General features: G+C 41.6%; 20 protein-coding genes. 8 read left to right on the top strand and 12 right to left on the bottom strand.

What is annotated here, in order from left to right; all coding sequences use genetic code 11:
• Positions 1-17: 17 nt before the first annotated feature.
• Complete coding sequence (locus AC2VOY_RS10580; protein WP_491831315.1) at positions 18-905, bottom strand: MurR/RpiR family transcriptional regulator; 888 nt, start codon at positions 903-905, stop codon at positions 18-20.
• Positions 906-1,264: 359 nt separating this feature from the next.
• Between AC2VOY_RS10580 and murQ the strand changes: the two genes are divergently transcribed.
• Positions 1,265-2,176 (top strand): N-acetylmuramic acid 6-phosphate etherase, encoded by a 912-nt coding sequence (gene murQ / locus AC2VOY_RS10575; RefSeq protein WP_491831314.1) that lies wholly within the window; start codon positions 1,265-1,267, stop codon positions 2,174-2,176.
• Positions 2,177-2,342: 166 nt separating this feature from the next.
• On the top strand, positions 2,343-3,356 hold the full coding sequence (ansA, locus tag AC2VOY_RS10570) for an asparaginase (RefSeq protein ID WP_491831312.1): 1,014 nt from the start codon (positions 2,343-2,345) through the stop codon (positions 3,354-3,356).
• Between the two features lie 105 nt (positions 3,357-3,461).
• Here ansA and AC2VOY_RS10565 read toward each other — a convergent pair whose 3' ends face one another.
• Both AC2VOY_RS10565 and msrB read right to left on the bottom strand, forming a co-directional pair.
• A complete protein-coding gene (locus tag AC2VOY_RS10565; RefSeq protein ID WP_491831310.1) occupies positions 3,462-3,755 on the bottom strand; it encodes a YeaC family protein in 294 nt (97 codons plus the stop codon).
• A gap of 13 nt (positions 3,756-3,768) precedes the next feature.
• Positions 3,769-4,161, bottom strand: coding sequence for a peptide-methionine (R)-S-oxide reductase MsrB (gene msrB / locus AC2VOY_RS10560; protein WP_491831309.1), 393 nt, complete (start codon positions 4,159-4,161; stop codon positions 3,769-3,771).
• 328 nt (positions 4,162-4,489) lie between these two features.
• Here msrB and gap point away from each other — a divergent pair, with 328 nt between their 5' ends.
• The 3 genes from gap (at position 4,490) to rlmA (ending at position 7,457) form a co-directional block, all read left to right on the top strand.
• On the top strand, positions 4,490-5,485 hold the full coding sequence (gene gap, locus AC2VOY_RS10555) for a type I glyceraldehyde-3-phosphate dehydrogenase (RefSeq protein WP_491831308.1): 996 nt from the start codon (positions 4,490-4,492) through the stop codon (positions 5,483-5,485).
• A 184-nt stretch (positions 5,486-5,669) separates the two neighbouring features.
• The gene (locus AC2VOY_RS10550) at positions 5,670-6,563 is read left to right on the top strand and encodes a D-hexose-6-phosphate mutarotase (protein WP_491831307.1); all 894 of its coding nucleotides are present in this window, start codon (positions 5,670-5,672) and stop codon (positions 6,561-6,563) included.
• A gap of 78 nt (positions 6,564-6,641) precedes the next feature.
• Entirely contained in the window at positions 6,642-7,457 is an 816-nt protein-coding gene (gene rlmA, locus AC2VOY_RS10545; RefSeq protein WP_491831306.1) for a 23S rRNA (guanine(745)-N(1))-methyltransferase, read from the top strand.
• A 25-nt stretch (positions 7,458-7,482) separates the two neighbouring features.
• Here the strand turns inward: rlmA and AC2VOY_RS10540 are convergent, their stop codons facing one another.
• Entirely contained in the window at positions 7,483-7,920 is a 438-nt protein-coding gene (locus AC2VOY_RS10540; RefSeq protein ID WP_491831305.1) for a YcgN family cysteine cluster protein, read from the bottom strand.
• Positions 7,921-8,108: 188 nt separating this feature from the next.
• On the opposite strand from AC2VOY_RS10540, the gene AC2VOY_RS10535 reads away from it, so the two are divergent.
• Complete coding sequence (locus tag AC2VOY_RS10535) at positions 8,109-8,366, top strand: YkgJ family cysteine cluster protein (protein ID WP_491831304.1); 258 nt, start codon at positions 8,109-8,111, stop codon at positions 8,364-8,366.
• 128 nt (positions 8,367-8,494) lie between these two features.
• The gene (locus AC2VOY_RS10530; protein ID WP_491831303.1) at positions 8,495-9,466 is read left to right on the top strand and encodes a LysR substrate-binding domain-containing protein; all 972 of its coding nucleotides are present in this window, start codon (positions 8,495-8,497) and stop codon (positions 9,464-9,466) included.
• A gap of 88 nt (positions 9,467-9,554) precedes the next feature.
• On the opposite strand, the gene recR is transcribed toward AC2VOY_RS10530, so the two are convergent.
• From recR to AC2VOY_RS10500, 6 genes are all read right to left on the bottom strand, one after another.
• Positions 9,555-10,157: a recombination mediator RecR gene (gene recR, locus AC2VOY_RS10525; protein WP_491831302.1), complete on the bottom strand. Its 603-nt coding sequence runs from the start codon at positions 10,155-10,157 to the stop codon at positions 9,555-9,557.
• 2 nt (positions 10,158-10,159) lie between these two features.
• Positions 10,160-10,489 (bottom strand): YbaB/EbfC family nucleoid-associated protein, encoded by a 330-nt coding sequence (locus AC2VOY_RS10520; RefSeq protein WP_491831301.1) that lies wholly within the window; start codon positions 10,487-10,489, stop codon positions 10,160-10,162.
• A 61-nt stretch (positions 10,490-10,550) separates the two neighbouring features.
• The gene (dnaX, locus tag AC2VOY_RS10515; protein ID WP_491831300.1) at positions 10,551-12,728 is read right to left on the bottom strand and encodes a DNA polymerase III subunit gamma/tau; all 2,178 of its coding nucleotides are present in this window, start codon (positions 12,726-12,728) and stop codon (positions 10,551-10,553) included.
• A 69-nt stretch (positions 12,729-12,797) separates the two neighbouring features.
• Complete coding sequence (gene apt, locus AC2VOY_RS10510) at positions 12,798-13,340, bottom strand: adenine phosphoribosyltransferase (RefSeq protein WP_491831299.1); 543 nt, start codon at positions 13,338-13,340, stop codon at positions 12,798-12,800.
• An 86-nt stretch (positions 13,341-13,426) separates the two neighbouring features.
• A complete protein-coding gene (locus tag AC2VOY_RS10505; protein WP_491831298.1) occupies positions 13,427-13,801 on the bottom strand; it encodes a YbaN family protein in 375 nt (124 codons plus the stop codon).
• A 101-nt stretch (positions 13,802-13,902) separates the two neighbouring features.
• Positions 13,903-15,081, bottom strand: coding sequence for a response regulator (locus AC2VOY_RS10500; protein ID WP_491831297.1), 1,179 nt, complete (start codon positions 15,079-15,081; stop codon positions 13,903-13,905).
• A gap of 256 nt (positions 15,082-15,337) precedes the next feature.
• Here AC2VOY_RS10500 and AC2VOY_RS10495 point away from each other — a divergent pair, with 256 nt between their 5' ends.
• Positions 15,338-16,210: a LysR family transcriptional regulator gene (locus AC2VOY_RS10495; RefSeq protein WP_491831296.1), complete on the top strand. Its 873-nt coding sequence runs from the start codon at positions 15,338-15,340 to the stop codon at positions 16,208-16,210.
• A gap of 82 nt (positions 16,211-16,292) precedes the next feature.
• On the opposite strand, the gene AC2VOY_RS10490 is transcribed toward AC2VOY_RS10495, so the two are convergent.
• Both AC2VOY_RS10490 and AC2VOY_RS10485 read right to left on the bottom strand, forming a co-directional pair.
• Positions 16,293-17,456 carry a hypothetical protein gene (locus AC2VOY_RS10490; protein WP_491831295.1) on the bottom strand — a complete coding sequence of 388 codons (1,164 nt, stop codon included), beginning with the start codon at positions 17,454-17,456 and terminating at the stop codon, positions 16,293-16,295.
• Between the two features lie 11 nt (positions 17,457-17,467).
• The gene (locus AC2VOY_RS10485; protein WP_491831294.1) at positions 17,468-18,166 is read right to left on the bottom strand and encodes a fimbrial biogenesis chaperone; all 699 of its coding nucleotides are present in this window, start codon (positions 18,164-18,166) and stop codon (positions 17,468-17,470) included.
• Positions 18,167-18,179: the final 13 nt, after the last annotated feature.

Raw genomic sequence — 18,179 nt, 5'->3', positions numbered from 1 at the left:
TGATGATAAAGGGCGGATTACTTTTCCGCCTTTTTTCCTTTACGGCGTGAGGCTATATCAACTACGCCTTGGGTGTCTTGGATTAGATTTGAAAGTTGCCCATCTTCATCTCGACGTTGCAACAGTGATAGAAAAATTAAGTCACAAAGGGTATGTTGCGCTGTGCGTGAAGAAATTGACGAACTGCGCACGCCCTCTTCACTAGCGTGGGTTTCTAGCGCGATATCGGCAATTTCACGTAAAGGGTTAGATGTGCAGCCAGTTAAGGCTATCACTTTAGCTCCATGTTGTTTGGCTATCTCCGCTGCAAATACCACGTCATTGCGATCTCCAGAAAAAGAAATCGCAACCAATACATCATTTTGATTTAAAGTATTCGCCATTGAGATCTGAATATGAGTGTCATATTCTGACACTGTAAATAAACCAATTTTTTGTAATTTATAACACAGATCTTTAGCAACTAAGGCAGAATTACCAACAGCAGTCACTTGTATACGAGTGGCATTATCTAACCAATCAATAACTTGATAAAAATCCTGATCATTAAGTCGGTTCGTTGTTTGTAAAATTGCGTCGTATTTTTCTAAGGTTAATTTCTGCGCAACATCTTGCAGCGTATCATTTTTTTGAATTTGATTATGGAGAAGAACGCGACGATCTGTGATCGCTTGCTGACGTCCCATGGCTTCGCTGAGTAGCATTTTAAAAGCAGTAAAACCTTTACAGCCTAATTTCTGACTAAATTTAACAATGCTTGATTGGCTGACCTGACAACTATCGGCTAATTCTTGCGAAGACATTTCCACTACAGAGTCTAAATGCTCTAAAATATAAGTGGCAACTTTTGACTCACTTTGCGTAAACGAATCAGTTTGATACCTTAGTTGCGCTAAAATCGACATATTTTTCCTTTCTCAATCACTATCTACAGCTATGCAAGATGAAATTTAACAAGTATCCAAAAAAAATAAAAGTCAATTTTAATTATTCAAAAAAAAATATTATTTATTCTCATTTTAGAATAATTATTACGATAGATAGCTCACAGTTTTACTAGGCTCTTTGGCTTAACCTTTAACCAAATTATTTTAGGTTAGTTATCTAAATATATATAAATAAAAAGATTTAATTCAAATATAGATATATTCATGAGTTTTATATTTCAATATTAAAATCATACTAATTACATACCCACTGAAGTAGTAAGTTAATTATTTAATTTTAGAATATAAATATATTAAAAAATAATAAAGGTTCAACAATGTCCATCGACTTAAATGCTCTGATCACCGAAACCCGTAACCCGAATAGCGCCAATATTGATGCCTTATCCACACTAGAGATCTTAAAGGTGATCAATGATGAAGATAAACAAGTCCCGCATGCAGTCGCGCAAACCTTGCCGCAAATTGCCCTTGCAGTCGATAAAATCAGCCAAGCTTTCCAAAACCAAGGGCGCTTAATTTACATCGGCGCTGGCACCTCAGGCCGTCTTGGGATTTTAGATGCAAGTGAATGCCCACCGACTTACGGCACGCCTGCTGAGCAAGTTGTTGGCCTGATTGCTGGTGGAAAGCCTGCTATTTTAAAAGCAGTTGAAAATGCAGAAGATAACAGCGATCTTGGCGCGCAAGATTTGAAAGATCTAGAGTTTAATCACAAGGACGTTTTAGTTGGCATCGCTGCCAGTGGTCGCACGCCTTATGTCTTAGGCGCTATGGCCTATGCTAAATCGCAAGGCGCGTGTGTGGTAGCAATTAGTTGTAACCCACAAAGCCCAATGACTAAAGAAGCCGAAATTGCGATCACACCTGTGGTGGGCCCAGAGGTAGTGACAGGCTCATCGCGAATGAAAGCAGGCACTGCGCAAAAGCTTATTTTAAATATGCTGACCACAGCTTCGATGATTAAAACGGGTAAAGTCTATGGCAATTTAATGGTTGATGTGGAAGCCACCAATGCCAAATTAGTAGAACGTCAAAAACGCATCGTGATGCAGGCAACAGATTGCAGCCGTGAAGAAGCAGAGATAGCCTTGAACGCATGCAATGGTCACTGTAAAACTGCGATTGTCATGCTCCTGACTCAAACCGATGCCATCACAGCCAAAGCCCTTTTAGCAAAACATCACGGTTTTACTCGCCAAGCCATTATGGATGAAAAGGACAATTAATTTCGTATTGTTGTTAATTTCATCGGCTCGCTTGGAGCAATAACTGAGCGAGCCTAGAAAATTATTCCAAATTAAGAATAAATAAAGGCCAATTTTTGATTAAAGTGACTTCAAGTTTTGACTTGGGTATACTCTTGCGAAATTTAGCGAGTCTTTTGGATAAATCATGACAAAGAAACATATTTATATCGCCTACACAGGCGGCACAATTGGGATGAAAAAATCAGCCAATGGTTACATCCCTGCTGAAGGTTTTATGAGTGAGCAGCTCCAGTCGATGCCGGAGTTTCATCGTGAAGAAATGCCTAACTTTACTGTGCATGAATATGATCCTTTGATGGATTCATCAGATATGACGCCCGACGATTGGCAGCATATTGCCGATGATATTAAAGCCAATTATGACAAATATGATGGCTTTGTGATCTTACACGGCACAGATACCATGGCGTATACCGCTTCTGCGCTTTCGTTTATGCTAGAAAACTTAGCTAAGCCTGTGATTGTCACGGGTTCGCAAATCCCATTGGCGCAACTGCGCTCAGACGGTCAAGCAAACCTATTGAATGCGTTACATATTGCAGCGAATTATCCAATTAATGAAGTGACGTTATTTTTTAATAATCAGCTTCTTCGTGGCAACCGCAGCACAAAATCACACGCTGACGGTTTTAATGCCTTTACCTCACCAAACTTCCCTGCACTGCTGGAAGCAGGGATCAACATCCAAGTGCGTGACCCTGAGCTAATCGACAAAAAACCACAAGGTGAATTCAAGGTCCATCAAATTACGCCTCAACCAATTGGGGTGATTACCATGTATCCAGGGATTTCCCATGAGGTGATCAAAAACACCTTACGTCAACCTGTTAATGCAATGATTTTGCTTACCTTTGGCGTAGGCAATGCGCCACAAAATCCCGAGCTTTTAGGGCATTTAAAAGAAGCCTCTGAGCGTGGCGTAATTGTGGTGAACTTAACCCAATGTTTGGCAGGTAAAGTCAATATGGGTGGTTATGCCACCGGCAATGCGCTCGCCCATGCCGGCGTGGTCAGCGGGTTTGATATGACGCCTGAGGCAGCACTGGCAAAACTTCACTTCTTATTAAGCCAAAACCTCTGCTATGAAGAAGTGAAAGTGAAAATGCATGAGATTTTACGTGGTGAAATGAGCCATTAATTGACGTCATGAAAAGCATTTAAAGTATTGCAAATACCCAACTCAGCAATTCAAAGCGGTTGGGTATTTTTATATCTAGAATATAGATAAAATCAAATGGCAGCTTTAATCATGATCTACTTTGGTGCGAAAGATATCTTCTTGCTCGCTGAAGACTTTTTTGAGCTCGGCTTTGGATTTTAAGTGCATTTCACCACCGGCGGCAATTGTCATATGCTCGGCATCATGGTTGTGCTTGGACTGATAAATCATCACAGCTTGCATGCAAATATCACGCTGCTCAGGGGTAAGCTTAGTGCCATTTTGCCAACGCCCTGTTTCAACCGCATAACATAAGTTTTGATAAGCCGTCTCATCCATCATTTCAAGTATGCTTTCTAAGCTTAATGCTTGGGTCATCTTTTATATCCTTCTATTTATCTAAAAAATCTAACGCAACTGAATTAACGCAATAACGCTCCCCTGTGGTGTCTTTGGGACCATCAGCAAACAAGTGCCCAATATGCGCATCACATTGAGAGCATTTCACTTCGATTCGATACATATTGTCACGGGTGTCTGCTTCAAACACCAAAGCATGAATTGAGATTGGTGCATCAAAGGTTGGCCAACCACATGGGCTTTGATATTTATTATTTGAATCAAACAAGGCTTGCCCACAACAATGGCACGCATAAATACCGGTTTGGTGATGATAGACAAATTTCCCTGAAAATGCCTTTTCGGTTTGCTTTAACCGACACACTGCATACGCTTCTTCTGAAAGCTCAGATTTCCAATCTTTTTCTTTTTCCGACAAACCCACACCTTAAACATGGTCAATTATTCAACTAACATAAGACAAGTTAACTTGTTTGAATCATTTTTCAAAATAATTTCATAAAATTTACTGCCTAAAAGAAATCAATCCGCTACACTATGATTCAAGGTGCTGGTTTCGAGAGTTGAATTTTTTACTTCGTGTAATAATTGCTGAAAAAAGCAACGATTTTTGTTAAATAAGTCAGAAAATACCACTTTTTTTTGACATTTCGCAATTAAAGTCGGATTATCTCTTGCAGCATTGCACTGGTAGCTGTAATTTTACTACCAGTTATTTTTTCTATTAAACTCAAAGTTGTGGAGCAACTACAATGACTATCAAAGTAGGTATTAACGGTTTTGGCCGTATCGGACGTTTCGTTTTCCGTGCATCTGTTGAGCGTGACAACATCGAAGTTGTTGGTATTAACGATCTAATCGACGTAGATTACATGGCATACATGCTAAAATACGATTCAACTCACGGTCGTTTCAATGGCACTGTTGAAGTAAAAGACGGTAACCTAATCGTTAACGGTAAAACTGTACGTGTAACAGCTGAGCGTAACCCAGAAGATCTAAAATGGGATGCTATCGGTGTTGACGTTGTAGCTGAAGCAACAGGTATCTTCCTAACTGACGAAACAGCTCGTAAACACATCACAGCTGGCGCGAAAAAAGTAGTTCTAACTGGTCCTTCAAAAGACGCTACTCCAATGTTCGTTATGGGTGTTAACCACGAAACTTATGCTGGTCAAGATATCGTTTCTAACGCATCTTGCACAACTAACTGCCTAGCGCCAATCGCTAAAGTTCTTAACGACAAGTTCGGTATCGAATCTGGTCTTATGACTACAGTTCACGCAACAACAGCAACTCAAAAAACTGTTGACGGTCCTTCTGCGAAAGACTGGCGTGGTGGTCGTGGTGCTTCTCAAAACATCATCCCATCATCAACTGGTGCTGCTAAAGCTGTAGGCGTTGTACTTCCTGAAGTAAACGGCAAACTAACTGGTATGGCTTTCCGCGTTCCAACTGCAAACGTTTCTGTTGTTGACCTAACAGTTAACCTTAAAAACGGTGCATCTTACGAAACTATCTGTGCTGCTATGAAAGAAGCATCAGAAGGCGAACTAAAAGGTGTTCTAGGTTACACTGAAGATGCAGTTGTTTCTCAAGACTTCATCGGCGAAACTCAAACTTCTGTATTTGATGCAAAAGCTGGTATCGCTCTAACTGATAACTTCGTTAAAGTTGTATCTTGGTACGACAACGAAATCGGTTACTCAAACAAAGTTCTTGACCTAATCGCACACATCTCTAAGTAATTTTTACTTAGTAAGCGATTTGTCTTAAGACGAATACTAAAGGCGGCCATAGTGTCGCCTTTTTATTTATATATAAAATCAGCTATAGCTTATAATAATATTTTTAATTTATATGGTTTCTTTATAGATTAAACATATTAATATATGTCTGTTATTATTAAATTTTTACTGCCGGGCAGATCTTATGGACTTTCAATCTCTTTCAGCAACTAAACATCTTTGTGAACATATCGACCTTGTGACTTATCAAGGCATAGATGTCCTGCGTATTAACCACCCTCTTTTTACTGCTGGTGTCGCCACCCATGGTGCGCATTTACTTTGGTTTCAACCAAGTAATGAAGCCAAGCCTGTGATTTGGATGAGTGAAAAAGCCGAGTTTGCAAAAGATAAGGCGATTCGAGGTGGCGTGCCGGTTTGTTGGCCTTGGTTTGGCAAACTCGCCAATCCATCTCATGGGTTTGCACGTACCAGTGAATGGCAAATATTAAGCCATGAATCAACTGACGACAAACTCACATTAAGACTTGGCCTTGAGGACACAGAACAAACCCGTGAGATTTGGCCACATAAGTTTAAACTTGTAATGAATTTTGAGTTCTCACAAACGCTTAAAATTAGCTTAGATGTGACCAACACAGATGAATCTGAGTGGGTTTTCTCTGGGGCGCTGCATACTTACTTTAATCTTGGTGATATCAATCATACCTTAGTCACTGGTATGGGTGAGACCTACCTTGATAATTTAAATACTTATGCCAAATTTAAAGGCCAAAAGCTACTTGGTTTTAATCGTGAAACCGATCGCGTTTATCCCTATCCTGAAGCGAATATTCGTATTCACGATCGACTCAATCGTCGCACAATTGTGGTCTCAAACCAAGGAGATAACTCGGCTGTAATTTGGAACCCGTGGCAAGAATTATCGAAAAACATGGCGGATATGGCAGATGATAGTTACATGACTATGGTTTGTGTCGAGGCGGCTGTCCACGCCCAAGCTAAAGATCAAGGCATCAAACTAGCGCCGAATCAAAGCCATCAACTTAGTACATTTATTGAAGTAGCAAAACACTAACTGCTTCAAGTAACACATTCACCCTATTTAAAGTCGTAGTTGGATGCCCACTACGGCTTTTGCTCTTTAAGGTAGCTTATGACTTATCAATGCCCTTTATGCCAAACGCCACTTACTGCGAGTGAATCAGGCCTAGCATGTACCAATCAACATCAGTTTGATCGCGCCAAAGAAGGTTATATTCACCTCATGCCAGTGCAGCACAAAGGTTCGAAAAATCCAGGTGATAGCACGGAAATGATGCAGGCACGACGTGCATTTTTAAATGGCGATTATTATCACCCAATGCGCGAAGCTGCCTCACAATTACTTATTGAGCATATTCAAGGTAATAAAGCCTTAGATATCGGCTGCGGTGAAGGGTATTACACCCATTATTTTGCTGATGCCTTGCTAACAAAATCAAAGGATGCCCAAACTTACGGTCTTGATATTTCAAAAGTTGCCGTACGTTATGGGGCCAAACGCTATCCAAATGTGGATTTTTGTGTCGCATCAAGCTACCGCTTACCTTTTGCCGAGAATAGCCTCAATGCTTTAGTGCGCATCTATGCGCCGTGTGAAGCGAGTGAAATGCAGCGCGTCTTAGCCCAAGATGGTATTTTGATTACCGTGACCCCAGCTGCGCGCCACCTTTATCAACTGCGTGAGCGCGTCTACCCAAGCGTGCGTCTGCATGATGAAAATGCAGAAGAAATTGCAGGCTTTGAGCTAATTTCAAGCCAAAAACTAAGTTATGACATGAGCCTTAAAGATGGCGCAGCCTTTAATTTACTCCAAATGACGCCCTTTGCTTGGAAAGCCAGTAACGCCCTAAGAGATGATTTAAAATCAGCATCATCGTTTAGCTGCGAAGCAGACTTTATGTTAAGAGTCTATCGCATCATTGAATAGGCGCAGAGTTGCAAATTAACTGACGTTAGCGATTGGGATGATTTAAAATGTGATCTTCCCAATCGACCACATCCACCTCATACACCACTTTATTACGCACGCTTTCACCGGCGGCATGCATCGCAGATTTTGAGCCTGTTAATAACGGATGCCATGCTGGCAAAGGTTTATCTTCAGAAAGTAGGCGATAGGCGCAAGTTTCAGGCAACCAATAAAATTCGTCAACATTTTCTTTCGAGAGTTTTAAGCACTCTTCACCTGAGCTAAAACGGTTTGGGTAATCTTTACAACCACAAGTTTTGCTATTAAGCCAAGAGCAAGCCACATTAGTGTAATAAACTTCGTCGCTATCTTCATCCATGAGTTTGTGTAAGCAGCATTTTCCACAGCCATCGCAAAGCGACTCCCATTCTTCTTCCGTCATTTGTGAGAGCGTTTTTTGCTGCCAGAATTTTTGACTCATGTGTAACCTTTTTGAATAATTTAAATACTTTTTAGATAGGGATCATTAGACACGTCGAAACGAGCACAGGTTATACCTAGGTTTGATTAAAATTACAACTATTTTGGGGATATAACCTTGCAGCAGCAGGTGTCTGTTGTTATTATCAGCGCCCTTTTGAGCTCACAAATAAAGTATAGGATTTTTTGATGGAATGTCGCCTTGGTTGCGGTGCATGTTGTATTGCTCCGAGTATTTCAACACCTATTCCTGGTATGCCGCAAGGTAAACCTGCTGGCGTGCGCTGTGTGCAACTATCAAGCGATAATTTATGTAAAATTTTTGGCAAACCAGAGCGCCCAGCCGTCTGCCATCAGTTTAAAGCTGACCCACAAATTTGCGGCCAAACCAACGAATTTGCACTTCAAACGATTTTAGAGCTTGAAGAAATCACCGCCAAAGATTAAAAAATAAACAAATTCTTTGTCTTACCTCAAGACATGATTGCTTTTGTTTTTACAAAGGCCTAACATCCTGATATAACTATATCGAATATGCATTACGTATTTGTAAGCAGTATAGAAAGGATGCACTCATGAAGTTACAACAACTGCGCTACCTTGATGCGATCGTCAAACATGATTTAAATATCTCTCTGGCATCAAAAAGTTTATTTACGACTCAGCCAGGCGTGAGTAAACAAATTGGCTTGCTTGAATCAGAGCTTGGGCTCAAGATATTCGAGCGTAAAGGCAAGCATTTAAACTCAATTACCCCAGCCGGCCAACTCATCATTGATGAAGCAGCGAAGATGCTTGAGCTTGAGAAAAAAATTCAAGCCATTTCAAAAACTTTCGTTAATCCAGACGATGGCTGTCTCAATATCTACACCACCAATACTATTGCGCGTTTCTTATTGCCTGAAACCGTGAATAAATTTGTGCGTAAATATCCGCAAATTACTTTCCATATTGGCGCGGTGCAGCCGGACAAAGATGGTTCGTTAATTAAAAAAGGACATTCGGACTTCTCGATTGTCGCGCAAGATGTAAAACCTGAATCAGATCTCATTATTCTGCCCGCTTACAAATGGGGGCTATCTTTAGTTGTGCCAAAAGATCACCCGCTAACCAAAATAAGCCAAGTGAGTTTAGAAGATATTGCTAAGTATCCGTTAATTAGCTATGAAACAGGCTCCACAGGCAAACTGACTCAAGAAAAAGCCTTTGCCGAAGCTGAGCTTGATCCGAGCTATTTTATGACGGTTATGGATGTGGATGTAATTTTAAAATACGTCAATATGGGTTTTGGGATTGGTATTGTGGCGCGTGTCGCGGCTAAAAATATCCATGATGAGAATCTAGTAAGTATCGACCTTGAAGGTTTAATGCCAGCTTGTAATGCTTGGATCTGCTTTAGCCGAAATATCTTCTTGCAGCGTCATACTTATGATTTTATTGAAAATTTCTGCCCACATCTAACCAGAGAAGTAATGGAGAAAATCGTCACTTATACGGATCTAGAGATCCAAGAGTTGTCACAAAACTTTGTATTGCCTGAGCATTAATCTTCACGCTTTGCATCTCTCTCAACAAAAAATGCCAAGGCAAAGTGATGATTCACGCCTTGGCATTTTTGTATCATGTAAATCAAATTTAAGACAGAACTTGTCGTCCCAATAAAGAGTGCGACAAAGTGGTGCCGTCAACGAGCTCCAACTCTCCGCCCATAGGTACGCCATGGGCAATACGACTCGCTGTGACTTGATAAAGCTTACACAGCTCAGCAATATAATGCGCTGTCGCTTCCCCCTCAACTGTTGGGTTGGTCGCGAGGATCACCTCACGAATATCCCCAGCGCCAAGGCGTCTATCGAGTAAATCAAGCCCTATATCACTTGGCCCTATGCCATCAAGCGGCGACAAATGCCCCATGAGAACAAAATAACGTCCTGAAAACTGCCCTGTTGCTTCAACCGCTGCAATATCTGCTGGCGTTTCCACGACACAAAGCTGGCCATTTTCTTGACGCTTGGGGTTCTTGCAAATATGGCAGACTTCTTCTTCGGTGAAGGTGCGGCACGATTCACAGTGACCAATTTCAGTCATCGCTTTGCTTAACACATCTGCCAGTTGCAAACCACCTTGACGGTTGCGTTGGAGTAAATGAAAAGCCATACGCTGCGCTGATTTTGGCCCTACGCCCGGCAGCACACGTAAGCTTTGCATTAAAGATTCAAGTAGTTGACTCGATTGCATGGTTAGAAAGGCATTTTCATGCCTGGTGGTAATTGCATACCGCCAGTCACGCTAGCCATTTTTTCTTTTTGTGCTTCGTCGATACGGCGAGATGCGTCATTAAATGCTGCAGCAATTAAGTCTTCTAGCATTTCTTTGTCATCTTCCATTAGGCTTTCGTCAATTTCAACACGACGTGTGCTGTGATTGCCAGTAATGGTTACTTTCACAAGGCCTGCACCAGACTCGCCTGTCACTTCCATATTGGCAATTTCTTCTTGCATCTTCTGCATGCGCTCTTGCATTTGCTGCGCTTGCTTCATCATGTTGCCCATTCCGCCTTTACCAAACATAATATTCTCTCATTTATTGTTAATTAAGGGATGTGTTGAGTACGCTTCGAGTTATCACCAACTAAAAGCTTTTTAATTCATCTTCGCCGTTTGCTCTTGGGCGAACGCTTTCTGCATCCAATTGGGCAGAAAATCTTTGTTGCATAAATACAATATTGGGATCAGTTTGCAAACTTTCAAATGCTTGTTGTAACTTTTCTTGATATAAACGCTCACGCTGCTCAAGTGGCGTCTCACCTTCTTCTGAAATCTCAATATGTAGCGTGCAAGCATGACCTAACTGTGCGCTTAAGGCTTGCGCTAAAATTTCTTGCGCGCGAGGCGTATTTAAATGTTGCTGCGCTGCGCGCAAACCTAAATAAACTTGCTCGCCTTCGGCTTTAAAGGTTGAGTTCAACGCCAATTGCTCGATTAATTTCTCAGTTTCAAACTTAGCTATCATCGCAGCCCACGGGTTTTGCTCACATACCTCACGTGTCAGTTGCTCGTTCATCGCTTGGGTTTTCTCATGCTCCAAGGACTTTTTCAAAACACTTGGGGTCAAGCTTGTTTGCACGGGCTCCTTCACTGGCGCTGTTGGTTGCCAGCGATAGGCTGAATCTTTATTTAACCCATCGCCTGCGCCAGACATTGGCGTGCCGTTGGATGAAATTGGTGACTGATCCAGTTTGACATGTTTTGCGCGCATCGCAACACGCTCGAGCATAGATTGGCTAGAGGGTGTTGCTGTCGTCTTTTTTACTGGCGCACCTTGCGTACTGGCTGCTGATGCAGAACTACTTGCAGCTTGCGGTGCGGCTTGATTTGGCTGCTCAGATTGCGCTGACTGTTGCACGGGCACTTGCTGCTTACGACTACGTAATTGGTGGCGTAATCCAGAAATCGGTGATGCCGGTGCTTGCTGCGGCGCCTGTTGTGGTGCAACTTGCTCAGGCACAGATTGTTGAGCTTGTTGGATTGGCGCTTGAGGCGCAGTACGCTGCTGACGATCATGCGCAGGCGGTGGCGCAACCTGCTGAGGCGGCGACTGAGATGGCGTAGGACGATTGATTGTCTGTTGCTGCTGCATTGGCGCAGGATTCGCCCTTGGCGCGGCTTGTGGCGCAGTCGCTGGCGCAAGATTTGCCTGAGGGATCGATTGAACGGTCTGCTGCACTTTCGGTGCAAAGGCAAGCAAACGCAGCATCAACATTTCAAGAGCCATTTTACCATTTGGCGCAAGAGGTAAATCATCACGCCCTTTTAGGCAAATCTGATAATACAGCTGAATTTGCTCAGGCGAAAGGCTTGCTGCGAGCAGACGAATACGCTCCGCATCTGGTTTAGTTTTATCTAAGCTAGCTGGCAACGCCTGGTACATCGCAATGCGATGAATTTGCGCTACGAGCTCTTTTAATAATCCGTCCCAATCAATGCCTTGGCTTGCAAGTTGATTTAAAGTATCAAACACAAATTGGGTTTTATTTTCTTGCAAAGCTTCCAGTAAATCGAGCGCTTGCTCGGTATCTAAAGTGCCAAGCATGTTGGCAACCGTGGCACTATCTAGATGTGCATTGCCTAAAGCTATCGCTTGATCGCTTAAACTTAAGGCATCACGCATACTGCCATCAGCGGCATGAGCAATCAAACCAAGTGCGCGATTTTCATAACTGACTTGCTCTGCGTCAAGCACATAAGCAAGCTGTGTATGGATTTCATCTGCTTGAATTGGTTTTAAATGAAATTGCAAACAGCGCGATAAAATCGTCACTGGGAGTTTCTGCGGATCTGTTGTCGCAAGCAAAAACTTTACATATTCAGGCGGCTCTTCAAGGGTTTTTAGCAAGGCATTAAAACTATGACGTGAAAGCATATGCACTTCATCGATCAAATAGATTTTAAAACGTCCACGCGCCGGCTTATATTGTACATTATCCAGGATTTCACGCGTGTCTTCGACTTTAGTGCGTGACGCGGCATCGATTTCAAGTAAATCAACATGTCGACCTTGGTCAATTTCTTGGCAAGTTGCACAGGTGCCACAAGGGGTATCTGTGATCCCTGTTTCACAATTTAAACCTTTGGCAAATAAACGTCCAATCGATGTTTTACCTACGCCGCGCGTCCCGCTAAATAAATAAGCATGATGCAAACGATTTTGCTTTAATGCGTTGGCAAGTGCCGTCACAACATGTGACTGACCCACGACATCGCTAAACTTAGTTGGACGCCATTTTCTGGCTAAAGCTAAATAACTCATGAAAATCCTGTTTATTGGGAGTAAAGCTTATGCTTGAGAGTGAAACAAATCCGCTGATATTGCAAAGACTTAGTGGCCTGCAAACTCACAAATGCTGTACACGTCTAGATCTAAGCCTTTTAATTTCTCTTCGCCACCAATCTCAGGTAAGTTGATCACAAACGCAGCATGCGCAACATCACCACCAAGTTGACGAATCAGCTTCACTGTCGCTTCGATTGTGCCACCGGTTGCAAGTAAGTCATCAACCACTAAGACTTTATCACCTTCAACAATCGCATCGGTATGGATCTCAAGTGTGTCAGTGCCATATTCAAGATCATAAGTTTGTGCAATCGTTTGACGTGGTAGTTTGCCAGGTTTACGCACAGGAACAAACCCGACGCCCAAGGCTAACGCCAGCGGAGCACCAAATAAAAATCCGCGCGCTTCAGTGCCGACAATTTTAGTAAAACCTTGATCTTTATAACGCTCAACCAATAAGTCAATCGTTGCTTGATAAGCTTTTGGGTCTTCCATTAGGCTGGTGACATCACGGAATAAGATGCCTGGTTTTGGATAGTCAACAATAGTTTTAATGCTATCTTGAATATATTGGATACTTGTGGTCATAGGTCTGTCTTCATAAAAATAATCAAGCGCCATAGATTAGCATAAACTTGGCGCTATCATAAGGGATTCTTTAGCAAATAAGTCTTTTAATCAAGCTTAGCTTGCGGCAAGACTTTGAGTCGACTAAAGCCAAAAAATACGCAGATAAAAAGACAACCAAGGGCGAACTTGCCCCAAACAATCGGCATCATGCTAATCGAGAAAATAGCACTCGCGCCAATCACCAAATAGCCCCTTTGCTTGACTTTTGGTTCCACTGCACGTTGGGTCTGCCAGTTATAAATAATTGGCCCAAGACTTGGGTGATTCGTCAGCCAAGCGTGAAATTTAGGGCTAGAGCGCATAAAGCAAGCACTTGCTAACAATAAAAATGGGGTCGTAGGTAGTACCGGAAGGACTATTCCTATCACCCCAAGCAGCACACTTAGCCAGCCGCAGATAAGTAATAAAATTCGAGTCATTGTACTCGCTTGTTGGTTATAAAATGATAAAACAAAGGCTAATTCTAGCTTTAACCACACTTTGATTCTAGTTTTGATTCAAATCTTTACCTAAGTCTCAACTAAGCGGTTAAATTTAAATTCATCTTAAACGAACCTTGCCCAGCTTGCTTTAAGTAAAGCTGATTCGCACTCCCCATCATTAACACTTGCGGCGCGGTAAGGTGGCATTTTTCACCAAGTTTGCTCCCCGCAGGTAACATAGTATCCATCCCCCCAACTGTTTCAGGCTGATGGTGTTTTGCCTGCTGGTCTGTATCCATACGCCATAACGCGCTAATACCAGATGGTAACATGGTGATTTGCCGACGCGTCATGTCCGCAATACCGAGTAAGGCATTCACGCCCTCACATTTAGTACATTCTAGCCCTTTTTCTAGCTGCTTAGCTAAATCTTGAACATTGGCTAGTTGGTTGACATCGTGACGCAAAAAGTCATTGAATAAGGCGCGCACAAGCAGCGCACAAGCCACGCCTTGATCTGGACTCGAAGACACATCAAGTAAATAAAATGCAAAACGTCCATGGGATAACCAAGCATAATCAAAAATAAGTGGCATTCGCTCCAATGATTGAAGCATCTGATATTGCATCAACCAGTTACCTTGTGCAGATTTTTGTTCAGGTAAAAGTGCATGCAACAACTCTCTTGCAACATCCGGCGTTTGTTTGAGCTGTTCGATATGCCAATACAGCTCTTTTTCTTGCGCTACTTGCCCTTCACTGACACCAAACCATTGGCTAGAAAAATCGCGTCTAGTCGCATGATGGTTTTCAGATTCAGCAATCGAGTCTTGAATGGCTGACGTTAAATGCGCAAATTCTTTTAACGGTTTGGTTAAAAAATCTTTAATTCCAAAGCGCAGCACTTTGGCGACATCGGACATATTTTCCGTCGCTGAAATCACAATTAATGGCAGATCCGGAAATTGCCAGCTCACTTCTTCAATAAAATCCATGCCTTCCATTACAGGCATATTTAAATCGCAAAGGATCACATCTGGCACTTGATGTTGCAGCTGCTTTAGTGCATCTAAACCATGCGGAGCTTGGCTGACTTGATAACCACTTTTATATAAGTAACTGGCAAGCATATGCCGAAAGACTGGATCATCATCAACGATTAAAATTTGCTGATTATTTTTTGGCGTCTTTTGTATGGGTGTTGCGGGCTGAGCCTCTGAGATATCTTGTGTATCCAAATGAGACTTCTTTTTGTTGATCATGCGATATGGCTGCATGTCTTATCCCCCATTTATTATCCAGATTTAAAATCACTACCATTAAAATTAGTTCTAAAGCCGTATATCTTCAAGCAAGCGACAGAATTAATCATACTAATATCCAGAGTGAAGTCATGCATTTTATGATCCGGATCATTTTATACCCATTTAGTATGATAAATTATCAGGATTGCAAACTTAAATTGATATGAAACAAATCACAAACGTAATCTTTGATTACACTGGAGTAAGATTTAATTTAAGGAAATGTGGCATGAAGTTAGATGATTTAAACTTATTTCGCCTTGTTGTGGAAAACGGTAACTATACTGCAACTTCACGCAAGACTAATATCCCAGTAGCAACAATTACGCGTCGAATTCAATCACTTGAAGAAGATTTAGATCTTAGATTATTAAATCGAAATGCGCGTCGTTTATCTTTAACTGAGTCAGGTCAGCGCTTTTATGACAGCTGCGCACCGATTTTAAAGACCTTAACTCAAGCCTCTCAAGATGTTTCAGATGAGTGCCGTGGAGCGAGTGGGAAAGTTCGTATTTGTGTCCCGCCAAATACCGCCCGCTACTTGATTATGCCTATGCTGAATGAGTTTATGAAACTCTACCCTGACATTCAAATAGATCTCAAGCTTACCAATGAAACAGCTGACTTAGACTGTGCTGATTGGGATCTTGTATTTTGCGTAGGACCTCAACGAGATTCAAACTTAATTGTTCGTAAAATTAATGAAATTAATTACTTACTTGTAGCAAGCAGCAAGTATCTTGAAAATTCACCAACATTAAAACATCCGAATGATCTTGAAAGACATGCACTATTAAAAGGTCAGCCACTTTTAAAATGGCAGTTAATGAATGAGCAAAATGAAAGTGTGTTGATTTCGGGAAATGCACGTATTCAAGCCAATGAATTTCATACTGTGCATGATGCGTGTCGCCAACACTTAGGGATCAGCTTATTGCCAGATATGTTGGTACATGATGATTTAGAAAAAGGCAACCTAGTACGCGTCTTGCCGCAATGGCACAGCGCGCCGCGTGAAGTCTATATGATGTATAACTATAAAGATCATTTACCGGATAAAGTCAGACTATTAATCGACTTTATTACGCATTTTCAAAACTAAAGCGTAAGAAGCTCAATACGCACCAAATAAAAGCAACCTAAACCAAAGCAATCACGCCATGGGTTAGGTTGTTTTTTTATGCCTACAAGTTTTCTTCAAAAGTGACCGTAAAGGTATCTTGGTATAAACCTGTTGTGACATCTTCTGCTGGAATATCTTCGTAGCTGACCGTCAAGTTAAAATCAATAAAGTCACTCGCTCGCTCCCCATCCACAACAATCGGTGACTTAGCTTCATCACGAATTTGGCCATCAACAACCAATTGCTCAACATCACATAAAGCCGAGCAGGTAATCGAATAAGGGATCACATTACTTGCTATGTCTATTGCGCGCGTGGCCTCTATAGCTTCATCTTCATCTGCAATTTTAACCATCTGAAAATTAGGTTTAGGGGTTAGCATCATTTTTAGGCCAGATGGAAAATTACCAATCGCTTTAATATTAAAATCAACACTGCCTTTCGCCGTATGGTTACTTTTATCATACTCTGGAATAATTTCTTTCACTGCATCGGCGGTGATCGATACCAGCTCTGCAGGTTGATAATTGATTTGAACAACAAATGATTGAATCGGTAATTGGCGATAGGTTCTGATCCCAGCATTGGTTCGATAATAATACACCGCACTTAAACTAACTTGCCCAGTTAAATGTGTATTTTGGGTGATGTCTTGCGCTTGCAATTGACTCAGTAGAGCTGTCGTATCAAATGAGAATATCGGGCGAATAAAATAAAATGGTTGCACAAAGTTATCAATTGTAATACTTGCATCGGCGGCGCAATCACCTTGTGAGTGCCCAACCCCAGAAGAAACAGATTGATTTAAGCTATAGATACTGCCATTTAACTCAGCGCGACTACAACTTGCCCCTGAGATCAAAGGTGTGCCATCTTCATTTCCACCAGCATTGCCTAAATTATATTGAATCCCAGTAATTTGCAGCGGAATATCAAAACTTGTAACCCCTACACCAGAAACTCTAAAACTAGCTTCACCGGTAGTAAATAGACCTGGCTGCCAATTGTTCGTCGGTTCAAGGTTATTTATTGCCTGCCAATCAGATAGCACATAAGCATCACCACCAATTGAAGTCGCATTTGAATAACTCACATTCTCCCCTTTCACATTAACATTTAGGGTAAACGCTTGTGTGCCAAAAGACAGACTTAAACTTGCCGCAAGCAACAAAGCCTTGCATAGCTTTTTTTGATAAGTGCGAAAATGACAGGCCGATTTCATCATAGTTAGGTCTCTTAATTACTTCTGTTAATTACTTCACGACGAACAAAGCTATTATCATGATTTAAAACGATGATATTTAGCTGATCACCTCGTATATTAGCTGGTAAATCAAAGTATTTTTTGCGTCCAGCAAGTACTGTAAATGCCGTTCTACAATTTTTTGTCTTGGTCTGACTGCACATAGTTACGCCTAAGCGGACAAAACTATTACCTGTATTCTCCACATAAATTTTATCGCCCAAATTTTTCACTGAATACTTAATATCTTGTTTTTCAGCAGGAATTATAAACAACGGAGCATAACCAACATTGATTGCAACCGATGGTTTTTCTGCGTCAGTTTCAGCATAAGGCTCAGGTGAAAAATTCACTTGATAGACATGATCCCGCGAAAAATCACAACTTTTGCCACATAACGAACGTATCCCAACTTGCTTCGTTGTTCCTGGCTCTAAAATCATTTTCGGATGAGTGACTGTTACTTCCCAGTCTTTCAAGTTTTCCTTTGTATAAGGCGTTTTAATAATTTTATCACCTTGAACATCGTATTTAATGATGTTGACATTCACGAAACTTGTGTAGTCTAGATCATTGGTTAATGTAAATACGCCATTTCCTGCCTTGTCGCCAACAAGTTGCATCGTATTGATCGATAAAGCCTGAGCTTGAAAGGCAAGCAATGCTGCCAGTGAAATCAAAAGTTTTTTCATAAACATCCTTCTA

The organism is Vibrio sp. KMM 9700, from assembly GCF_058545285.1.
This window is presented reverse-complemented; position numbering and strand designations above follow the sequence as displayed.

Bases quoted from the DNA above. Each gene is read 5' to 3' on its own strand.
- AC2VOY_RS10580 (WP_491831315.1), bottom strand. From the start codon at position 905: ATGTCGATTTTAGCGCAACTAAGGTATCAAACTGATTCGTTTACGCAA.
- murQ (WP_491831314.1), top strand. From the start codon at position 1,265: ATGTCCATCGACTTAAATGCTCTGATCACCGAAACCCGTAACCCGAAT.
- ansA (WP_491831312.1), top strand. From the start codon at position 2,343: ATGACAAAGAAACATATTTATATCGCCTACACAGGCGGCACAATTGGG.
- AC2VOY_RS10565 (WP_491831310.1), bottom strand. From the start codon at position 3,755: ATGACCCAAGCATTAAGCTTAGAAAGCATACTTGAAATGATGGATGAG.
- gap (WP_491831308.1), top strand. From the start codon at position 4,490: ATGACTATCAAAGTAGGTATTAACGGTTTTGGCCGTATCGGACGTTTC.
- AC2VOY_RS10550 (WP_491831307.1), top strand. From the start codon at position 5,670: ATGGACTTTCAATCTCTTTCAGCAACTAAACATCTTTGTGAACATATC.
- rlmA (WP_491831306.1), top strand. From the start codon at position 6,642: ATGACTTATCAATGCCCTTTATGCCAAACGCCACTTACTGCGAGTGAA.
- AC2VOY_RS10540 (WP_491831305.1), bottom strand. From the start codon at position 7,920: ATGAGTCAAAAATTCTGGCAGCAAAAAACGCTCTCACAAATGACGGAA.
- AC2VOY_RS10535 (WP_491831304.1), top strand. From the start codon at position 8,109: ATGGAATGTCGCCTTGGTTGCGGTGCATGTTGTATTGCTCCGAGTATT.
- AC2VOY_RS10530 (WP_491831303.1), top strand. From the start codon at position 8,495: ATGAAGTTACAACAACTGCGCTACCTTGATGCGATCGTCAAACATGAT.
- recR (WP_491831302.1), bottom strand. From the start codon at position 10,157: ATGCAATCGAGTCAACTACTTGAATCTTTAATGCAAAGCTTACGTGTG.
- AC2VOY_RS10520 (WP_491831301.1), bottom strand. From the start codon at position 10,489: ATGTTTGGTAAAGGCGGAATGGGCAACATGATGAAGCAAGCGCAGCAA.
- dnaX (WP_491831300.1), bottom strand. From the start codon at position 12,728: ATGAGTTATTTAGCTTTAGCCAGAAAATGGCGTCCAACTAAGTTTAGC.
- apt (WP_491831299.1), bottom strand. From the start codon at position 13,340: ATGACCACAAGTATCCAATATATTCAAGATAGCATTAAAACTATTGTT.
- AC2VOY_RS10505 (WP_491831298.1), bottom strand. From the start codon at position 13,801: ATGACTCGAATTTTATTACTTATCTGCGGCTGGCTAAGTGTGCTGCTT.
- AC2VOY_RS10500 (WP_491831297.1), bottom strand. From the start codon at position 15,081: ATGCAGCCATATCGCATGATCAACAAAAAGAAGTCTCATTTGGATACA.
- AC2VOY_RS10495 (WP_491831296.1), top strand. From the start codon at position 15,338: ATGAAGTTAGATGATTTAAACTTATTTCGCCTTGTTGTGGAAAACGGT.
- AC2VOY_RS10490 (WP_491831295.1), bottom strand. From the start codon at position 17,456: ATGATGAAATCGGCCTGTCATTTTCGCACTTATCAAAAAAAGCTATGC.
- AC2VOY_RS10485 (WP_491831294.1), bottom strand. From the start codon at position 18,166: ATGAAAAAACTTTTGATTTCACTGGCAGCATTGCTTGCCTTTCAAGCT.